The sequence below is a fragment of the Streptomyces sp. MI02-7b genome (assembly GCF_033793585.1).
Taxonomy (GTDB): Bacteria; Actinomycetota; Actinomycetes; order Streptomycetales; family Streptomycetaceae; genus Actinacidiphila.
Genome location: NZ_JARAWX010000029.1, coordinates 88,889 through 106,154, shown reverse-complemented (window position 1 = coordinate 106,154; position 17,266 = coordinate 88,889). Strand labels below are relative to the sequence as shown.

The window sequence follows — 17,266 nt, the reverse complement described above, 5'->3', positions numbered from 1 at the left end:
CCCCCGGCCCGTACCCGGCGCCGGGCGACCCGCAAGGTCAGTGCGCCCAGCGCCCCGGCCGGCGAGGCGGAGACGGTGGTCGTCCCGGCCGCCGCCGAGCCGGTCGCCGAGCAGGCCCCCGCCGCCGAGCCGGAGCCCGTCGCGGAGACCGCCGAGGTCGCGCCGCCCGCGCCGCGCCGCCGTGCCACGCGCAAGGTGTCCGCCCCCTCCGGGCCGCCCAGCGCCGACGCCGAGGCCGCTGTGGTGGTCATCCCGGCCACCGACGCGCAGCCGGCGGACGCGACCGCGGAACCGGCGGAGGACGCGGCCGAGGCGGAGCCCAAGAAGCGGGCCCCGCGCAAGACCGCGGCCAAGAAGGCCCCGGCCAAGAAGGCCGCCGCGAAGAAGACGGTCGCGAAGAAGACCGCGGCCAAGAAGACGGCGGCGAAGAAGACCGCCGCCAAGGCCACGGCCGAGGCGCCCACCGAGGCGTCCTGACCCAGGGTCACCGCACGCGGGCCGTCCCCCACCGGGGGGGCGGCCCGCGGCGCGTCCCCCGCGATGCGCATCCCGGTTTGACCCCATCGGGGGCGCCCCGTAACCTTGACCTTCGGCGTTTTAGCGCCCATTCCTGAGCACCTCCCTCCCGGCTCCGGCCGGGAGAGGCCCCCCACGCTCCGCAGGGACGGCTGGCGTCAGGAGTGACGATCCGAGCGAGAGAGTGAGTTCCGCGTGTACGCAATCGTGCGCAGCGGTGGCCGCCAGCACAAGGTGGCCGTCGGCGACATCGTTGAGGTTGACAAGATTTCCACGGGCAAGGTGGGCGACGCGGTCGAGCTCTCGACCCTGCTCGTGGTCGACGGCGAGGCCGTCACCAGCGACCCGTGGGTTCTGGCCGGGATCAAGGTCCAGGCCGAGATCGTGGACCACCACAAGGGCCAGAAGATCGACATCCTGCGGTACAAGAACAAGACCGGCTACCGCCGTCGTCAGGGTCACCGCCAGCAGTACACGGCGCTGAAGATCACCGGCATCCCCGCCGCTGCGAAGTAAGGGACTGAAGAGAGATGGCACACAAGAAGGGCGCATCGTCCACTCGGAACGGTCGCGACTCCAATGCCCAGCGGCTCGGCGTCAAGCGCTTCGGCGGCCAGGTCGTGAACGCCGGTGAGATCATCATCCGCCAGCGCGGCACGCACTTCCACCCCGGCGCGGGCGTCGGCCGTGGCAAGGACGACACGCTGTTCGCCCTCGCCGCCGGTGCGGTCGAGTTCGGCACCAGCCGTGGTCGCAAGGTCGTGAACGTCGTCCCGGTCGCCTGAGCGATCGCACGCGTACGACATCACCGAGGGCGGACGCTGCTTCCCGGGCGGGAAGCAGGTCCGCCCTCGGCGCGTTGCACCACTGGTATCAGCACATAACAGCACGTTGAGGAGGAAGACGGCATGACAACCTTCGTGGACCGCGTCGAGCTGCACGTCGCCGCGGGTAACGGGGGCCATGGCTGCGCCTCCGTGCACCGGGAGAAATTCAAACCGCTGGGCGGCCCCGACGGTGGCAACGGCGGGCGGGGCGGTGACGTGATGCTGGTCGTCGACCAGGCGGTCACCACGCTCATCGACTACCACCACAGCCCCCATCGCAAGGCGACCAACGGCAAGCCCGGCGAGGGCGGCAACCGCTCCGGCAAGGACGGCACGGACCTGATCCTGCCGGTGCCGAACGGTACCGTCGTCCTGGACAAGCAGGGCAATGTGCTCGCCGACCTCGTCGGCCACGGCACCACCTTCGTCGCCGGCCAGGGCGGCCGCGGCGGCCTCGGCAACGCGGCGCTGGCCTCCGCCCGCCGCAAGGCGCCCGGCTTCGCGCTGCTGGGCGAGCCGGGCAGGAACCAGGACATCGTCCTGGAGCTCAAGACCGTCGCCGACGTGGCGCTGGTCGGCTACCCGAGCGCGGGCAAGTCCTCGCTCATCTCCGTCCTGTCGGCCGCCAAGCCGAAGATCGCGGACTACCCGTTCACCACCCTCGTGCCCAACCTGGGCGTGGTCACGGCCGGATCCACCGTCTACACCATCGCGGACGTCCCCGGCCTGATCCCCGGTGCGAGCCAGGGCCGCGGCCTGGGGCTGGAGTTCCTGCGGCACGTCGAGCGCTGCAGCGTCCTCGTCCACGTCCTGGACACCGCCACGCTGGAGTCCGAGCGCGACCCGGTCTCCGACCTCGACACGATCGAGGAGGAGCTCAAGGCATACGGCGGTCTGGGCGACCGGCCGCGGGTCGTCGTGCTCAACAAGGTGGACGTCCCCGACGGTCAGGACCTGGCCGACATGGTCCGCCCCGAGCTGGAGTCCCGCGGCTACCAGGTCTTCGAGGTCTCCGCCGTCGCCCACAAGGGCCTGCGGGAGCTGTCGTACGCCCTTGCCGGCATCGTCGCCGAGGCACGGGCGGCCAAGCCGGTCGAGGAGGCCACCCGCGTCGTCATCCGGCCCAAGGCCGTGGACGACGCCGGCTTCACCGTCGTCGCCGAGGACGGCTTCTACCGGGTCCTGGGCGAGAAGCCCGAACGCTGGGTGCGCCAGACCGACTTCTCCAACGACGAGGCCGTCGGCTACCTCGCCGACCGGCTCGCCCGCCTCGGGGTCGAGGAGCAGCTCGTCAAGGCCGGTGCCCGCCAGGGCGACGAGGTCGTCATCGGCAGCACCGAGGACGCGGTCGTCTTCGACTGGGAGCCCACCATGGCCGCCGGGGCCGAGATGCTCGGCCGCCGCGGCGAGGACCACCGCTTCGACGCACCGCGGCCGGCCGCGCAGCGGCGCCACGACCGCAATGCGGAACGGGACGAGGCGGAGCGCGAGTACCACGGCTTCGAGCCGTTCTAGAGCCGTTCCAGAGCCGGCTGACAGCGCTGACCGCGCTGACAGCGGTCCGCGTACTCGGCGGAGAACTTTGCGGAGTCGCCGAGTACGCGGACAGGCCGATCGAGGGCACGGATCCCGGATCAGGGTGCATCGTTTTGCCGTGACGGGGTACAAGGGACTTTCCGTCGGGTCGCGCAATGCCGCAATCCATACTGCGTCAGAAGTTCTCACTCTTTTCGAGATCCTTCACCGGGACCCGCTTCACCAACTCCCGTGGACAAAACGCTTGGACCACGTTGGACCCGAGCCATATGGCGCTAAATGCTTTCGATCCCGGAGCCGATGTCGTGATCGGAAACCAGGTCGTTCAGGCGACTGCTCAGAGATAGAGTCATCTGATAGCTTAAGCGGAAACACGCAGGCCGGAACGGAGGTGTGAGGGGCTGGTCCGACCCTGACCCGGTCGAGCGCATACCCTCAGATACGATGCTGCAACTGCACAAGCTCGAGCGTTACAAGGACGATCAGGGAAATGAGATCGTCTACGACGGCGAGATACGCGAAGACAAGATCGATATCCGGTTCAAGGGATCGAACAACACACTTGTCATCAGCGCCGACGCCGACATCAGGGACCTGCTCGTCACCTTCTCGGGAGACAACGGGCGGATCGAAATAGGTTCGACCACCAAGAAGCGCGCGGGTCTCCGCTTCGAGTTGCGCTGCGGACACGAGTCCCGGATCTGGATCGGCGAGAACGTGGGCTGCGCCGGCCGCACCTTCATCTCCGCGGTCGAAGGCGTGTCGGTGTCGATCGGTGACGACGTGATGTTCGCGAAGAACATCGAGGTGCGCGGCGACGACACCCACCCGATTTTCGACGTGCGCACCGAGAAGCGCATGAACCCGTCCCAGTCGATTGTCGTGGGCGAACACGTCTGGATCGCGAAGCACGCGGTCGTGATGGGCGGTGTCACCATCGGCAACGGCTCGGTGATCGGCTTCCGCAGCATCGTCACCTCGTCCATTCCGAACAACTGCATCGCGGTCGGGGCACCGGCGCGCGTGGTGCGGAAGGACATCGCCTGGGAGCGTCCCGAGGTCGTGCCGCGCCGCCCGAACGAGCAGTATCCGCGCAAGGGCGAGAAATCCCCGAAGTACTGGAACCTCACCGATGAGACGGCGGTCCCGGAGAAGCCGGTGGTGCGGCCGCGGACCGAGGCGCCGCAGCGGCGATTGGCCCGACGTCTGCCGGCACCGGTACGGCGACTGGCCCGCAAACTGCTCCCGTCGCGAAAGGTCTGACGCGACCGTCGGCCGCCGGTCGCGGCGGCCGACCGGCACCGGGTTTCCGGATGCCGCATGACATCGGCCCGGCAGCAGATCGCCTCGGCACGAACGAAGGTTCGTGCCGAGGCGATCTGCTGCCGGGCGGTTCTCGTTCCCAGCCCGGTGGGTGCGGAGTTCGCTAGAGCGTCCCGACCGTCGACTCCAGATGCGTCACCATGCGGTCCAGCCCGACCGGCAGGTCGACCACCGGGCTCCAGCCGAGGGCCGCCAGCCGCGCGCTGTCCAGTCCCTGCTTCTTGGTCAGGCTGTAGGACCGCGCGTCGGACTCGTTGCTGAACCGCAACTGGAGTCCACGGTCCGGCCGGACCTCGGTGAACAGTTCCGCCAGGCGCCGGATGGAGACCAGCCCGGCCGGATCCGCGACGTTGTAGGCCGTCTGGTCACCGCGGAGCAGCGCGTAGAACATCCCGGCGATGGCGTCGGCCACGTACGTGTAGGTGCGCACGCCCGAACCGTCGCTGTTGAGCACGATGTCCTTGCCGGCCACCACGTTCGCCGCGAAGTCGGCCTGCACCCGCCCGTCGTCGAGCCCCATCCCGGGCCCGTAGATGTGCCCGAACCTGACGACACGGCAGTCGATGCCGTGCTGAGCCTGGTAGCTCGCGCAGATCGTCTCCGCGGCGCGCTTGCCCTCGGCGTAGCAGGCGCGCGGGTTGAGGATGTCGAAACCGCCGTAACTCTGCTCGTCGATGAGCTCGGTCTCCGGAGGCTGGGCTCCGTACACCTCGGCAGAGGACATCAGCACGAAACCGCGGCTGGCCTTCGCCACGCACAGGTCGAGCAGATGGAAGGCGCCCAGGAGGTTGGCCTGGATCGTCGCGACCGGCTGGCTGCCGTGCAGGGCGGGCCGTGCGGCGCTCGCCCCGTGGATCACGTAGTCGACGGGGCCGGACAGTTCGAGCGGGGTCGACACGTCCTGGACGACGAGGTGGAAGTCGGGGCGGTCGAGCACGTCCGCGAGCAGGCGCCTGGCCTTCTCCTCGTTCCGCACCAGACCGTGCACGGTGATGCCCAGCCCGAGCCTGTCGTTCAGCGCGAGCAGGGTGTAGACGGCGTAGGAGGGCAGCATGCCGCTCGCGCCGGTGACGAGCACGGTGCAGCCGGACAGCTCGTTCCACGGCAGGTCGCGGTCGAGGATCTCGTCGAGGTCGTGCGCCACGACCGAACTGGAGACGGTGGTCACTGGAGTCACGTACCTACGATCTGCTGGTTCTCGATGATCTCGAAGAAGGTCCGGCAGAGGTAGAAGTCCTCGGCCGTCGTGATCTTTATGTTCGAGCGGGGGCCGACCACCCGGTAGAGCTTCTGACCGTACCGGTGCATGAGGGAGCACGAGTCGATGGTGTCGTGCTCGCCCTCGGCGACCGCCCGGTCGTACAGCCCGAGGATCTGGCCGAGCCGGAAGCTCTGCGGGGCCTGCGCGGCGTAGATGTGGTCGCGCGGGATCACATCGTCGATGTGCTCGTTCTCGCTCGATACCACGGTCTCGTTGAACTTCGTGCAGGTGATGGCGGAGCCGTGCTCCTTGACGGTCTCGATGTTGGCGGTGATCAGCTTCGCGTCGATCAGCGGCCGCACACCGTCGTGAATCAGCACCACGGTGTCCTCGGGGCAGTCCGCGGCGACCGCCTTGAGAGCGCTGTGGCGTGACTCCTGACCGGTCTTGCCGCCGTCGATGACCCACCGGACCTTCTCGATCTCGTACCGCTTGAGCAGCTTCATCATGTGCGGGCGGTACTCGGGAAGGATGGCGATGGCGATGGCGTCGATGTCGGGGTGCGCCTCGAAGTGCTCGAGGGTGTGGATGATGATCGGCTTGCCGTGGATCTCCAGGAACTGCTTGGGGAGGGCACGGGAGTTCATCCTCGACCCGATGCCGCCGGCGAAAAGCAACGCAACGTTCACAGCTCATGCCTCCGATTGGTCACTGAGTGGCTGGTCGCCCACTGCCGTGTCGTCCGGGGTCAGATCGAGCCACCGGTGGTCCCCGCCCTCGTCCCCGGTGGCGCGATCGCCGATCACCAGCCAGTCGATCACCCGGTCCGCCGAGTTGGTGTCGACGTAGTCGAAGTTCTCCTGCCGGAACTGCTCGACCTTCGAGAGGTCGTAGTCCTCGTCCTGCAGGGCCTTGAGCAGATCGTCGAAGGTCACGCAGATCTTGCCGGGCGCGACGGAGTCGTAGTCGCGGTGGAATCCGCGGATCACCGAATAGGTGTCCTTGTCGTACGCGTAGAACAGGATCGGCCTGTCGAGCAGCGTGTACTCGTAGATGATGGACGAGTAGTCGGTGACGAGCACGTCGGTGACCTGCAGCAGGTCATTGGTGTCCGGGAACGACGCGAAGTCCAGCAGCCGGTCGGAGTATTCCGCGGGAATCGGTACGGAGCCCGGAATGAAGTGGTGCATGCGGAAGAGCACGACGAATTTGTCCCCGCAGACCTCGTGCAGCTTCGCGAAGTCGATGCGGTCGTAATCATAATGAGCGTCGCCGATGCTCTTCCCGCGGAAGGTCGGCGCGAACAGCACGATCTTCTTGCCCTTGAGCTTCGGGTTGGCGACGAAGAAATCCTCGACGACCTTGCGGGAGTGGTCCTTGTCGAGGAACGTGTCTATTCGCGGCAGCCCGGTCGGCACGACCGCCGATTCCTCGATGCCGAATGCTTCGGCGTACACCGGCACAAGGTGCTTGGATCCGGTGATCACGTAGGTGTACTTGCGGTGGGCGTTGGTCAGCTTCGGGGAGCCATAACGTCCGAACCGGCTGTAGCCGACCGACTTGAACCCGCTTCCGGCGTGCCAGAGCTGGATGATTTTGGTCTTCGGGGAAATGCCCAGCTGCGCGAGGAGCCCGAAGTAGTCGTCCATCAGGACGGTGTCCGACGTCGCGAGCAGGTAGATCAGGCGCAGCGTGCTCCACTTGTTCGCGGTGCTGGGAACCCGGAAGGAGTGGCGGAACGAGTACTTCTTGTCCAGGCCCCGCTCGATCATCCGGTCGTGAACGCGCGCCAGGTTGCCGCCGAGGCCGGTGCGCATTTCGGAGGCGAACAGGATCCGGTTGCCACGCGGGGGGTTCAGGCGGCGCGAGAGGGAATAGACCTGATTGGCGAGCTTGCGGCGCCGGGCGCGCGGCAGGACCCGCAGCCCGAGTCGCTTGCGAAGCGGTGCCTTCGGGGCGTCCTTGTTGGCGCTCGGCCCGGCGCTGCGGAACAGCTGGTACGTCCGCATCAGGAACTCGGGGTTCTCGTCGTCGTCCGAGAGCCCGAACGCGATCACGTACGCGGAGCGGTTGCGGTCGTAGAGGAAGGTGCGGGAGTCCACGTCAAGGCGATCCGTGGCCTTGAGGTCGAAGCCGGCGGCCGGCAGTCGTTCCTCACCGATCACGGGAACGATCCGCCAGGTGCCGTTGGGTACCTGGCGGCGGTCCTGGAAGTTGGTGACGTTGATCTCCAGGCGATGCTGTTCGGCGCCTGTTTGCCGAGAATTCACCGGGAACTCTCGCTCACCGTCCACAATCAGGAAACGGAGAGCACTAGGATCTCCAGTGAAGCCAGAGACGACCGCGGTGAGAGAAAGGTGTATGCGCTCCCACGAAATCGCCGCTATCAAGCAACGTGCCATCGTCATCCTTCCGTCCGTGAACCGTCGCGCAATCATGAGACCCGCGCGACGGCCGTGAGGCATGCGTGCGCCGGGTAGGGCGACCATGGGAGCATAGCCTACTGACTCAGGGCTCCCCTAAGTCGTGACGAGCGCCACCGGCCCCGGAGCGAGGGGTTGAGCAACACCGTCGAAGGCCTCGCGGGGCTTTCTGACTCTCCGGCGCCGCTTGAAGCGGCTGCGTTCCACAGGCTAATGCCCGAATAGTACTCCGACAGCCCGGCTGTAGCGATAAACCCGGTTTCGCCGGGGCGGGCGCGGGCCGTGGAGCCGGCGGCGGGTGTCATCACCGGAGTGCCGGGGCGAATGGCGAGCGGAGCGCCATGGACGCGGGAGCGATTGCGGGTCCTCGCCCGGTGGCGCCCCCTCCGGCTCGTGCCACCGGCGCAGGACGCCGGGCCCCCTCCGGCCTCCCGGCAGTCGCCGCCGGGCCCCGCGGAGCAACTCCGCGGGCACGGCGCGACATTGGGCTCCGGCAGCGCTGCGGGGAGTCCGGTGGAGCGCGGGAGGTACCGAGCGGACGAGAGCAGTCCGTGTGCTGGACGCATGCGCGGTGGGCACGCCGACTTCCCGTAGATTCGGCACGTGGACGCGAGTGTGCAACCCGACCGGCGCGAGGAGACGGGCAGCGAAGTGGCAGGGGCAAGCCAGGCCGTGCGCGAGGCCCGCAGGATCGTCGTCAAGGTGGGTTCCTCGTCGCTGACCACCGCCGAGGGCGGACTGGACGCCGACCGGGTCGACGCCCTCGTCGACGTCCTCGCCAAGAGTCTCGGCAGCGCGGAGAAGGAGATCGTGCTGGTCTCCTCCGGCGCCATCGCCGCCGGGCTGGCGCCCCTGGGCCTGGACCGGCGCCCGCGGGACCTCGCCCGGCAGCAGGCCGCCGCCAGCGTGGGCCAGGGCCTGCTGGTCGCCCGGTACACCGCCTCCTTCGCCCGCTACGGGGTCCGCGTCGGGCAGGTGCTGCTCACCTCCGACGACATGAGCCGCCGGGCGCACTACCGCAACGCGTACCGCACCCTGGACCAGCTGCTCGCCATGGGCGCGGTGCCCGTCGTCAACGAGAACGACACGGTGGCCACGGACGAGATCCGCTTCGGCGACAACGACCGCCTGGCGGCCCTGGTCGCCCACCTCGTCCGGGCCGACCTGCTGGTGCTGCTCTCCGACGTCGAGGGGCTCTACGACGGCGACCCGAGCACCCCCGGCACCTCCCGCATCGCCGAGGTGCACGGCCCGCGGGACCTGGACGGCGTGTCCATCGGCAGCGCCGGCAAGGCCGGCGTCGGCACCGGCGGCATGGTGACCAAGGTCGAGGCCGCGCGGATCGCCGCCGGGGCCGGGATGCCCGTCGTGCTCACCTCCGCCTCGCAGGCCGCCGACGCCCTCGCCGGGCGGCCGACCGGGACCCTCTTCCACCCCACCGGCAAGCGCTCCGCCGACCGCCTGCTGTGGCTCGCCCACGCCTCCACCCCGCTCGGCGCGCTCATCCTCGACGACGGCGCCGTCCAGGCCGTCGTCAAGCGCCGCACCTCGCTGCTGCCGGCCGGTATCGCGGCCGTCGAGGGCGAGTTCTCGGCCGGCGACCCGGTCGAGCTGCGCGACGCCTCGGGGCGTGCCGTGGCGCGCGGACTGGTGAACTTCGACGCCAGGGAACTGCCCCGGCTGCTCGGCCGCTCCACCCGCGAGCTGGCCCGCGAGCTCGGTCCCGCCTACGAGCGGGAGGTCGTGCACCGGGACGACCTCGTACTCCTGCACCCGTAGGCAGCCCCCTTCGTGGTTACTTCGTGAAAACGGCCCCGCGGCCGCCCGCCGACTGCTCAACTTTGATTGCGGAGAAGGAACTCGACGGGGACCGCCAGGACCACTGAGACCCACTGAGACCCACTGAACCCACAGGGACGACAGGTGACGACAGGGAGGCCGCCGGTGAGACGAGGGCGCCCAGGGGCATCGTCGTCCCGCGGGACGGCGGAGCGGACACTGGTGAGCGTGGCGGCCGACGAGGGCGTACCGCGAACCCACGCGCCGTCGCAGCAGGTCCCCTCACCGTCGACGCCGCAGGAGCGCCCCGTGTCCCGGCTGTGGCACGTCACGCTCAGCGTCTCCGGCCCCGAGGCCCCGCTGGCGGAGGTGCGGCGCGGCCTGGAGCAGCTGGCGAACGACCACCCCTTCCTGCTGACCAGCCGGTACGCGGCCGACCACGCCGAGATCCGGTACTGGGAGGAGGCCCGCGACCTGCACGACGCCGCCGCCATGGCCCTGCGGCTGTGGGGCGAGCACCGGGCGTCCGCGAAGCTGCCGCCCTGGGAGACGGTCGGCCTGGAGGTCGTCGACCGCGACACCTACCACCAGCGCATCGCCGAGGGCTACGGGCCGCCGCCCGCCGCGCCCGTCGGCGTGCACCCGTACTGAACCGTCCGGGTCTCACCGGCTGGAAAGACACCCCCCAGGGGGGTGCCCACGCCGTACGCTGACGGCTATGAGCAGCCGCAGCCACCGCAACGACGACCTCGCCGCCTCCCTGCCCTCGCCGTGGCCGGCGTCCCCGGTCCTGCAGGCCGCCTACCGCGCCCGGTCCGCCGCCGCCGACCTCGCGCCGCTGCCGCGCGCGGCCAAGGACGACGCGTTGCTGGCGATCGCCGACGCCCTCCTGGTGCGCACCAAGGAGATCGTCGAGGCCAACACCCTCGACGTCGAACGCGCCCGCGCCGCGGGCACCGCCGAGGGCATCGTCGACCGGCTCACCCTCACCCCCGAGCGCGTCCGCGCCATCTCCTCGGACGTGCGGGACGTGGTCGGGCTGCCCGACCCGGTGGGCGAGGTCGTCCGCGGCTCCACGCTGGCCAACGGGCTCGACCTGCGGCAGGTCCGGGTGCCGCTGGGCGTCGTCGGCATCATCTACGAGGCCCGTCCGAACGTCACCGTGGACGCCGCCGCCCTGTGCCTGAAGTCCGGCAACGCGGTGCTGCTGCGCGGTTCCTCCTCGGCGTACCACTCCAACACCGCCCTGGTCACCGTGTTGCGCGACGCGATCGGCGGGGCCGGGCTGCCGGCCGACGCGATCCAGCTGGTGCCGGGCGAGAGCCGGGAGTCGGTGCGCGAGCTGATGCGCGCCCGCGGCATGGTCGACGTGCTCATCCCGCGCGGCGGCGCCTCACTGATCCGCTCCGTGGTCGAGGAGTCCACGGTCCCGGTCATCGAGACCGGCACCGGCAACTGCCACGTGTACGTGGACGCGCAGGCCGACCTCGACATGGCGGTGCGCATCCTGGTCAACTCCAAGGCGCAGCGGCCCAGCGTCTGCAACTCCGCCGAGACCCTCCTGGTGCACCAGGACATCGCGGGCGAGTTCCTGCCGCGCGCCCTGGACGCGCTGGCCGCGGCCGGGGTCACCGTGCACGCCGACGAGCGTGTCCGGGACATCGCCGGGAAGTCCGGCACCAGGGCGACCGTCGTCCCGGCCACCGTGGAGGACTGGGAGACCGAGTACCTGAGCCACGACATCGCCGCGGCCGTCGTGGACTCCCTGGACGCCGCGGTGGCGCACATCCGGCTGTGGTCGTCCGGGCACACCGAGGCGATCGTCACCGGATCGCAGCCCGCCGCCCGCAGGTTCACCCAGTTGGTGGATTCCGCCGCGGTCGCCGTGAACGCCTCCACGCGCTTCACCGACGGCGGGCAGTTCGGCTTCGGCGCGGAGATCGGCATCTCCACGCAGAAGCTGCACGCCCGGGGCCCCATGGGCCTGCCGGAGCTGACCTCGACCAAGTACGTCATCACCGGCGACGGCCAGACCCGGGGCTGAGGGCCGGCCGGGGGACGTACCCACTTCGGGGCGGACTTTCCCCGGCGCCCTGCCCAATCCGCGTCATCGGCCCTATTCTGGACGGGTGCCGGACGACCTGGGGGGCAAGCCGTTCCCGGACGGCGAGGACCACGGTGGCGCGGATGACGAATTCGCGTCCGTGGTGTTCGACGAGGCCTTCATACGTGCGGCCGCCTTCCACGAACCCAGCGCCCACGAGCGCATGCTCGCCGCCGCCACCGCGCAGGCCGAGGCCGAGGCCTCCCGGGCCCGCCTCCTCGGCGTCCAGGACGGCTCCGCCCCGTACGAGGAGAGCACGGACCGCACCGCGGAGGACGACGAGTACGACGAGCTCTACGCCCAGCGCCGCCCCTACCGCGGACACGGCCGCTGGCACCGCATGGTGGCCTGGCTGCTGGCCGTCGTCATGGGCATCGGCGTGGTCGCGCTGACGTTCGCCGCCGTCTACCGGGGCGCCGGGGGAGGCAGCCGCCAGCCGGCCGTCCCGCCTGCCCCGACGGGCCGTATCGGGGCGCCCTCGATGCCGCCCTTGGTGGTCAGCCCAACGCCCTGAGGGCCGAGAGAAGTTGTCTCGTACCAGGACGTTTTAAAGAGCCCGGACAGACCTACGCTTGTTGTATGACCGGGCCTGGTGACCCACCTGAGGGAATTCCCGAGGGCTCCCCGGGAAGCGGCGACGACGAGTACCGATCCGTCGTGTTCGACGAATCGTTCGTCCGCGCTGCCCGGATCCAGGAGTACTCGGCCCGCGAGCGCCTCGACGGTTCCACCCGCGCGGTCCGCACCCGGCGCTTCTGGGCCCGGGGCGGGGCCACGCGCCAGGCCCTGGTCCTGGTGGTCCTGATCGCCGTCGCCTTCGGCACCGCCATCTACCTCGGCATCCGCAACCCCTACGAGCAGGCTCCCGAGCCCGTCGCCCAGCCGCTGCGGATCACCCTGGTCCCGCTCGCCCCGGCCGGCGCGGTCCCCGCCGCGGACCGCGCACGCCCCTTCGCCGGCAGCGCGGCCGCCGGTTACCGGACCGGCAGCGAGGGATTCACCCTTCCGGCCCCCTTCAGCACCCCGCACTTCGGCGAGAGCCAGGTCACGCAGGCGCTGACCCTGGCCAAGGAGTACCTGTGGGCCTCGGCCGTCGACCCCGCGGCCCTGACCGGCGGCGAGGTGAGGACGGTCCGGGAGATGCTGGACCCCGGGCAGCGGGTGCAGTTCGACCGCAGCCTGACGGCCCCGGCCGACGACGGGCGGCACGCCGCCACGGGCTGGCTGGTGCGTCTGGACCCGGCCCGCATCGCCCTGGCCGACGAGCAGGTGCGGGTCGCCGGGACCATGGCCGTCATGGAGACCGCCGACGACGCCCTGGAGGTCCTGACGGACCACACCATGGTCTACGCCGTGCGCGCGGCCGTCGGGAACGGCGAGCCCTCGCTGTTCACCGTGCGGCGCGCGCTGCGCATCCGCTTCGACCGCCAGGACCTGCGCGACCAGCACGTGGAGCTGCTCCAGGCCGACGTGGAGGCCGGACCGCTGTCCTGCGGGTCCGGACCGGCGGAGCGCTTCGAGCCGCTGCTGGCCGGGGAGAAGGCCGCGGCGCAGGCCGGCGTCGACCCGTACGACCACCGCCACCAGATCACCTCGGTGTGCGGTGCGCTGGCCCCCGGGTCGCTCGCCGGGCCGGGCGTCACTGCGCGGCAGGGGAGTCCGGCGGCGCGTCCTTCGGAGAGTTCTGCGGCCCCTGGGAGCCCTGTGCCGCTCCGCCGGTGAACCGGTCCCGCAGTTTGCCGCCGATGTCGCCGGCGCCCGAACCGAGGTCGGTCAGCAGCTTCATCAGCGGGTCCTTGCTGGTCTTCACCGTGTCGGCGTAATGGTTCGCCGACTCCTTGAAGGAGTCGTACACCGAGGTGTCCTTGTCCTCGCTGCGCCGCGGGTAGTGGCCGTCCATGAGGCGCTGGTAGTCGCGGGACGCGGCCCACTTCTTCAGCTCCGCGGCGCGCACCGTGGTGAAGGGGTGGCTGCGCGGCAGCACGTTGAGGATCTTGAGCACGGAGTCGCGCAGGTCGCCGGACTCCTCGTACTCCTCGGCCTGCTTCAAGAACGCGTCCACGTTCATCTCGTGCAGGTGGTTGCCGCCGGCGATCTTCATCAGACCGCGCATCGACGCCTGGAGGTCCTGGCCGACGAGCAGACCGGCGCGGTCGGCGGACAGCTCGGACTTGCGGAACCACTCGCGCAGCGCCGTGATGATCGCCATGATCGCGATGTTGCCCAGCGGGATCCAGGCGACCCGCAGGGCCAGGGTGGTGAGGAAGAGCAGGATGGTGCGGTACACGGAGTGCCCGGACAGCGCGTGGCCCACCTCGTGGCCCACCACGGCCCGCATCTCCTCCTCGTCCAGCAGTTCCACCAGGCCGGTGGTGACGACGATGATCGGCGCGTCGAGCCCGATGCACATCGCGTTCGGCTGGGGGTCCTGCGTGACGTACATGGCCGGGACGGTCTCCAGGTCCAGGATGGAGCAGGCGTCCCGCAGCATGTCGTTCAGGTGGGTGAACTGCTCGTCGCCGACCCGGACCGAGTCCGACAGGAACAGCAGTCGCAGCGAGCGCTCCGGGAGCAGCCCGCTGAGCGCCTTGAAGACGGTGTCGAAGCCGCTGAGCTTGCGCAGCGCCACCAGGGCCGAGCGGTCGGCCGGGTGCTCGTACGCCCGGGAGGAGATTCCCGGGAACCGGCGCCGGTTCCGCCCCGGCAGACGGTCGCCGTCGCCCCCCGTGCCGCCCTGCACGCCGTTCGGATCAATCGGACCGGACATGTCTCCCCGTTCCCCTGGTCGGCCGTCCATACACAGGGAGGACGCGCGGAGCCACCGCGAAGTTCCGTCCGCACCGCCCGTACCATGTCCCCCAAGTCCCAAAGCCCGCCGAGAGTACGCACCGTCACCAAGGGAAACTGCGAATGACCTCTTACGCGACCGCCGCCGTCCTGACCACGCTCGCCGAGGGTGAGGGCGGGGGCAACCACGAGAGCCTGAGCCCGTACCTCACCGGTGGCGGCGCCCTGTTCGCGCTGCTGCTCCTGCTCTTCATCACCACCCGTTTCAACCGCGACCGCTGAGGCCGCAGACGGGGATGCGGGTAGGGTCTGTCCGCATGAAGAAGCGAATCGGTGTGATGGGTGGGACGTTTGATCCCATCCACCACGGTCACCTCGTTGCGGCCAGCGAGGTGGCACACCTTTTTCAGCTGGACGAGGTCGTCTTCGTGCCGACCGGCCAGCCCTGGCAGAAGAGCGACCAGAAGGTGTCGGCCGCCGAGGACCGCTACATCATGACGGTGATCGCCACCGCGTCGAATCCGCAGTTCTCGGTCAGCCGCAGCGACATCGAGCGCGGCGGCCGCACCTACACCATCGACACACTTCGCGACCTGCGGTCCGACCATCCCGAGGCGGAGCTGTTCTTCATCACGGGAGCCGACGCGCTGGCGCAGATCTTCTCCTGGCGCGAGGCCGAGGAACTCTTCTCCCTGGCGCATTTCATCGGCGTCACGAGGCCCGGGCACGTCCTGTCCGACCCGGGTCTCCCCGCGGGCGGCGTCTCCCTGGTGGAGGTGCCCGCCCTCGCGATCTCCTCCACCGACTGCCGGCACCGGGTCGCCAAGGGGGAGCCCGTCTGGTACCTGGTGCCCGACGGTGTTGTGCGCTACATCGACAAACGCAGGCTCTACCGGTAATCGATCAGCGGCTCAGCGGCAACTGGAGGGGTCCCCAGTGAACGACTACCCCCGATGGCACTACGCCGAGGGAACACCCGAGCAGGAGGGACCGGACCCCTACCCCCAGGACCCTTACGCACAGCAGCAGGGCGATTACGGATACCAGCAGCAGGACCAGGGCTACGACCCCTACGCCCAGGCGCCGGGCCGTGCCCCGCAGCAGCCGCAGCAGTACCAGGGCCAGGGCTACGGGCAGCAGCAGGACTACGGCTACGACCAGCGGCAGGCCCCGTCCCAGGCGCAGCAGACGCAGCAGACGCAGCAGTACCAGGGCTGGATCCCGCAGCAGCCGCAGTACCAGGAGCCGTACTACGAGCCGCAGCAGCCCCAGCAGCAGCCGCAGCCCCAGCCGCCGTACCAGCAGCAGCAGCACACGCAGCCGCAGCCCGTCTACCGCGAGCCCGAGCCGCAGGCCCCCCAGGCGCAGGCTCGCGTACAGGCCCCCGCGCCGTCCGGTCCGTCCGGTCGGGGGCCCGCGGGACCCTCCGGCCCCTCAGGGCCCTCCGGCCCCTCGGGCAACGGGGACTACTCCACGGGGCAGTTCTCCTTCATCGACGAGGAGACCGAGGAGTCCGAAGAGGTCATCGACTGGCTGAAGTTCACCGAATCCCGCACCGAGCGGCGCGAGGAGGCCAAGCGCCGCGGCCGCAACCGCGTCGTCGCCCTGGTCGTCGTCGTGGCGCTGGCCGCGGTCGGCGGTGTCGGCTACCTGTGGAAGGCCGGGAAGATCCCGGGGCTCGGCGGCGACTCGGGCACCACGCAGCAGGCCGCGGGCGGCCAGAAGCGCGACGTGCTCGTGCTGCACCTGCGTCCGGTGGACGGCAACGAGACCTCCACCGCCTTGCTGGTCAGCAACTCGACCACGAAGAAGGGCACCACGGTGCTGCTGCCCAACTCGCTCGCCGTGAGCAGCGACGACGGAGGCAGCACCACACTCGGCAAGTCGGTGGTCGACGGCGGCTCCGCCCCCACCCGCGAGGCCCTGGAGACCCTGCTCGGGACCAAGATCAGCGGTACCTGGCGGCTGGACACCCCCTACCTGGACAACCTTGTCGAGTCCCTCGGCGGCATCCTCGTCGACACCGACGCCACGGTGAAGGCCGACAAGAAGAAGGGCGGCAAGGTCCTCGTCAAGCCCGGCAAGCAGCAGGAGCTGGGCGGACAGGCGGCCGTCGCGTACGCCACCTACCGCGGGCCCGGCGAGGCGCAGGACAAGCAGCTCGCCCGGTTCGGGCAGGTCGTCCAGGGCGTGCTGAAGAAGATGTACAGCGACCCGGACCTGGCGACCAAGACCGTCGAGGGCCTCAACCAGGTCATCGAGCCCCCGCTGACCGCCAAGGACCTGGGCAGCAGCCTCGCGGCGCTGTCGGAGGAGGCCAAGACCGGGGCGTACCGGACCGACACCCTCCCGGTGCAGGCCGACGGGACGGTCAGCGAGAAGGACACCGACGGAATCGTCAAGGACGTCCTCGGCGGCACGGTGACCAACACCGCGTCCGACGGCATCCCGCGGGTCGGCCTGAAGAACGGCTCGGGCCTGTCCGCCAACGCGGGCGAGGCGCAGGTGCAGATCGTCGGCGGCGGTTACACCTACGTCTCCGGCACCACCACCGCCACCCGGGCGACCTCCCAGGTCGTGTACGGCGCCGCCGACCAGAAGACGAACGCGCAGGAGCTGGCGAAGACCCTGAACCTGCCCGCCAAGGCCGTCACCAAGGGCACCGTTCCGGCGAACGCGGACATCACGGTCGTGCTCGGCCAGGACTACACCCCGCCGCCCAAGCCCTGAGCCGTCCGGTCCCCGGCCGGATAACCGGTCGGGGACTGTC

At 70.0% G+C, this 17,266-nt stretch carries 16 protein-coding genes and 1 pseudogene; 13 read left to right on the top strand and 4 right to left on the bottom strand.

Annotated features, from left to right (window positions below; all coding sequences use genetic code 11):
- From PV364_RS34655 to PV364_RS34635, 5 genes and pseudogenes are all read left to right on the top strand, one after another.
- Positions 1 to 477, top strand: a pseudogene (locus PV364_RS34655) (ribonuclease E/G); the annotation flags it as partial.
- A 234-nt stretch (positions 478 to 711) separates the two neighbouring features.
- Positions 712 to 1,032 carry a 50S ribosomal protein L21 gene (gene rplU, locus PV364_RS34650; RefSeq protein WP_319664658.1) on the top strand — a complete coding sequence of 107 codons (321 nt, stop codon included), beginning with the start codon at positions 712 to 714 and terminating at the stop codon, positions 1,030 to 1,032.
- A gap of 14 nt (positions 1,033 to 1,046) precedes the next feature.
- Positions 1,047 to 1,301, top strand: a complete 255-nt coding sequence (gene rpmA, locus PV364_RS34645) for a 50S ribosomal protein L27 (protein WP_319664657.1) — start codon at positions 1,047 to 1,049, stop codon at positions 1,299 to 1,301.
- A 123-nt stretch (positions 1,302 to 1,424) separates the two neighbouring features.
- On the top strand, positions 1,425 to 2,858 hold the full coding sequence (obgE, locus tag PV364_RS34640) for a GTPase ObgE (RefSeq protein WP_319664656.1): 1,434 nt from the start codon (positions 1,425 to 1,427) through the stop codon (positions 2,856 to 2,858).
- A gap of 465 nt (positions 2,859 to 3,323) precedes the next feature.
- Positions 3,324 to 4,142, top strand: coding sequence for an acyltransferase (locus PV364_RS34635; RefSeq protein WP_319664655.1), 819 nt, complete (start codon positions 3,324 to 3,326; stop codon positions 4,140 to 4,142).
- 163 nt (positions 4,143 to 4,305) lie between these two features.
- Here the strand turns inward: PV364_RS34635 and PV364_RS34630 are convergent, their stop codons facing one another.
- The 3 genes from PV364_RS34630 to PV364_RS34620 are packed head-to-tail and all read right to left on the bottom strand — an operon-like array spanning position 4,306 to position 7,811.
- On the bottom strand, positions 4,306 to 5,379 hold the full coding sequence (locus PV364_RS34630; RefSeq protein ID WP_319664654.1) for an NAD-dependent epimerase/dehydratase family protein: 1,074 nt from the start codon (positions 5,377 to 5,379) through the stop codon (positions 4,306 to 4,308).
- A complete protein-coding gene (locus PV364_RS34625; RefSeq protein WP_319664653.1) occupies positions 5,376 to 6,092 on the bottom strand; it encodes an IspD/TarI family cytidylyltransferase in 717 nt (238 codons plus the stop codon). The genes PV364_RS34630 and PV364_RS34625 overlap by 4 nt, the downstream gene beginning before the upstream one ends.
- Before the next feature lie 3 nt (positions 6,093 to 6,095).
- Entirely contained in the window at positions 6,096 to 7,811 is a 1,716-nt protein-coding gene (locus PV364_RS34620) for a CDP-glycerol glycerophosphotransferase family protein (RefSeq protein WP_319664652.1), read from the bottom strand.
- A 687-nt stretch (positions 7,812 to 8,498) separates the two neighbouring features.
- On the opposite strand from PV364_RS34620, the gene proB reads away from it, so the two are divergent.
- The 5 genes from proB (at position 8,499) to PV364_RS34595 (ending at position 13,431) form a co-directional block, all read left to right on the top strand.
- Positions 8,499 to 9,605, top strand: a complete 1,107-nt coding sequence (gene proB / locus PV364_RS34615; protein WP_319664668.1) for a glutamate 5-kinase — start codon at positions 8,499 to 8,501, stop codon at positions 9,603 to 9,605.
- Between the two features lie 165 nt (positions 9,606 to 9,770).
- Positions 9,771 to 10,256: a hypothetical protein gene (locus PV364_RS34610; protein ID WP_319664651.1), complete on the top strand. Its 486-nt coding sequence runs from the start codon at positions 9,771 to 9,773 to the stop codon at positions 10,254 to 10,256.
- Positions 10,257 to 10,323: 67 nt separating this feature from the next.
- Entirely contained in the window at positions 10,324 to 11,649 is a 1,326-nt protein-coding gene (locus PV364_RS34605; protein ID WP_319664650.1) for a glutamate-5-semialdehyde dehydrogenase, read from the top strand.
- 85 nt (positions 11,650 to 11,734) lie between these two features.
- Positions 11,735 to 12,223 carry a hypothetical protein gene (locus PV364_RS34600; protein ID WP_319664649.1) on the top strand — a complete coding sequence of 163 codons (489 nt, stop codon included), beginning with the start codon at positions 11,735 to 11,737 and terminating at the stop codon, positions 12,221 to 12,223.
- Positions 12,224 to 12,288: 65 nt separating this feature from the next.
- Positions 12,289 to 13,431: a hypothetical protein gene (locus PV364_RS34595; protein ID WP_415924643.1), complete on the top strand. Its 1,143-nt coding sequence runs from the start codon at positions 12,289 to 12,291 to the stop codon at positions 13,429 to 13,431.
- Here PV364_RS34595 and PV364_RS34590 read toward each other — a convergent pair.
- Positions 13,349 to 14,476 (bottom strand): M48 family metallopeptidase, encoded by a 1,128-nt coding sequence (locus PV364_RS34590; RefSeq protein ID WP_319664647.1) that lies wholly within the window; start codon positions 14,474 to 14,476, stop codon positions 13,349 to 13,351. The genes PV364_RS34595 and PV364_RS34590 overlap by 83 nt on opposite strands.
- Before the next feature lie 143 nt (positions 14,477 to 14,619).
- Between PV364_RS34590 and PV364_RS34585 the strand changes: the two genes are divergently transcribed.
- From PV364_RS34585 to PV364_RS34575, 3 genes are read left to right on the top strand one after another with little or no spacing between them, the layout of a single operon-like run.
- Positions 14,620 to 14,778, top strand: coding sequence for a hypothetical protein (locus tag PV364_RS34585; protein WP_018556595.1), 159 nt, complete (start codon positions 14,620 to 14,622; stop codon positions 14,776 to 14,778).
- A gap of 35 nt (positions 14,779 to 14,813) precedes the next feature.
- On the top strand, positions 14,814 to 15,395 hold the full coding sequence (gene nadD, locus PV364_RS34580) for a nicotinate-nucleotide adenylyltransferase (RefSeq protein ID WP_319664646.1): 582 nt from the start codon (positions 14,814 to 14,816) through the stop codon (positions 15,393 to 15,395).
- A 37-nt stretch (positions 15,396 to 15,432) separates the two neighbouring features.
- Complete coding sequence (locus PV364_RS34575) at positions 15,433 to 17,226, top strand: LCP family protein (RefSeq protein WP_319664645.1); 1,794 nt, start codon at positions 15,433 to 15,435, stop codon at positions 17,224 to 17,226.
- The last annotated feature ends 40 nt before the right edge of the window (positions 17,227 to 17,266 follow it).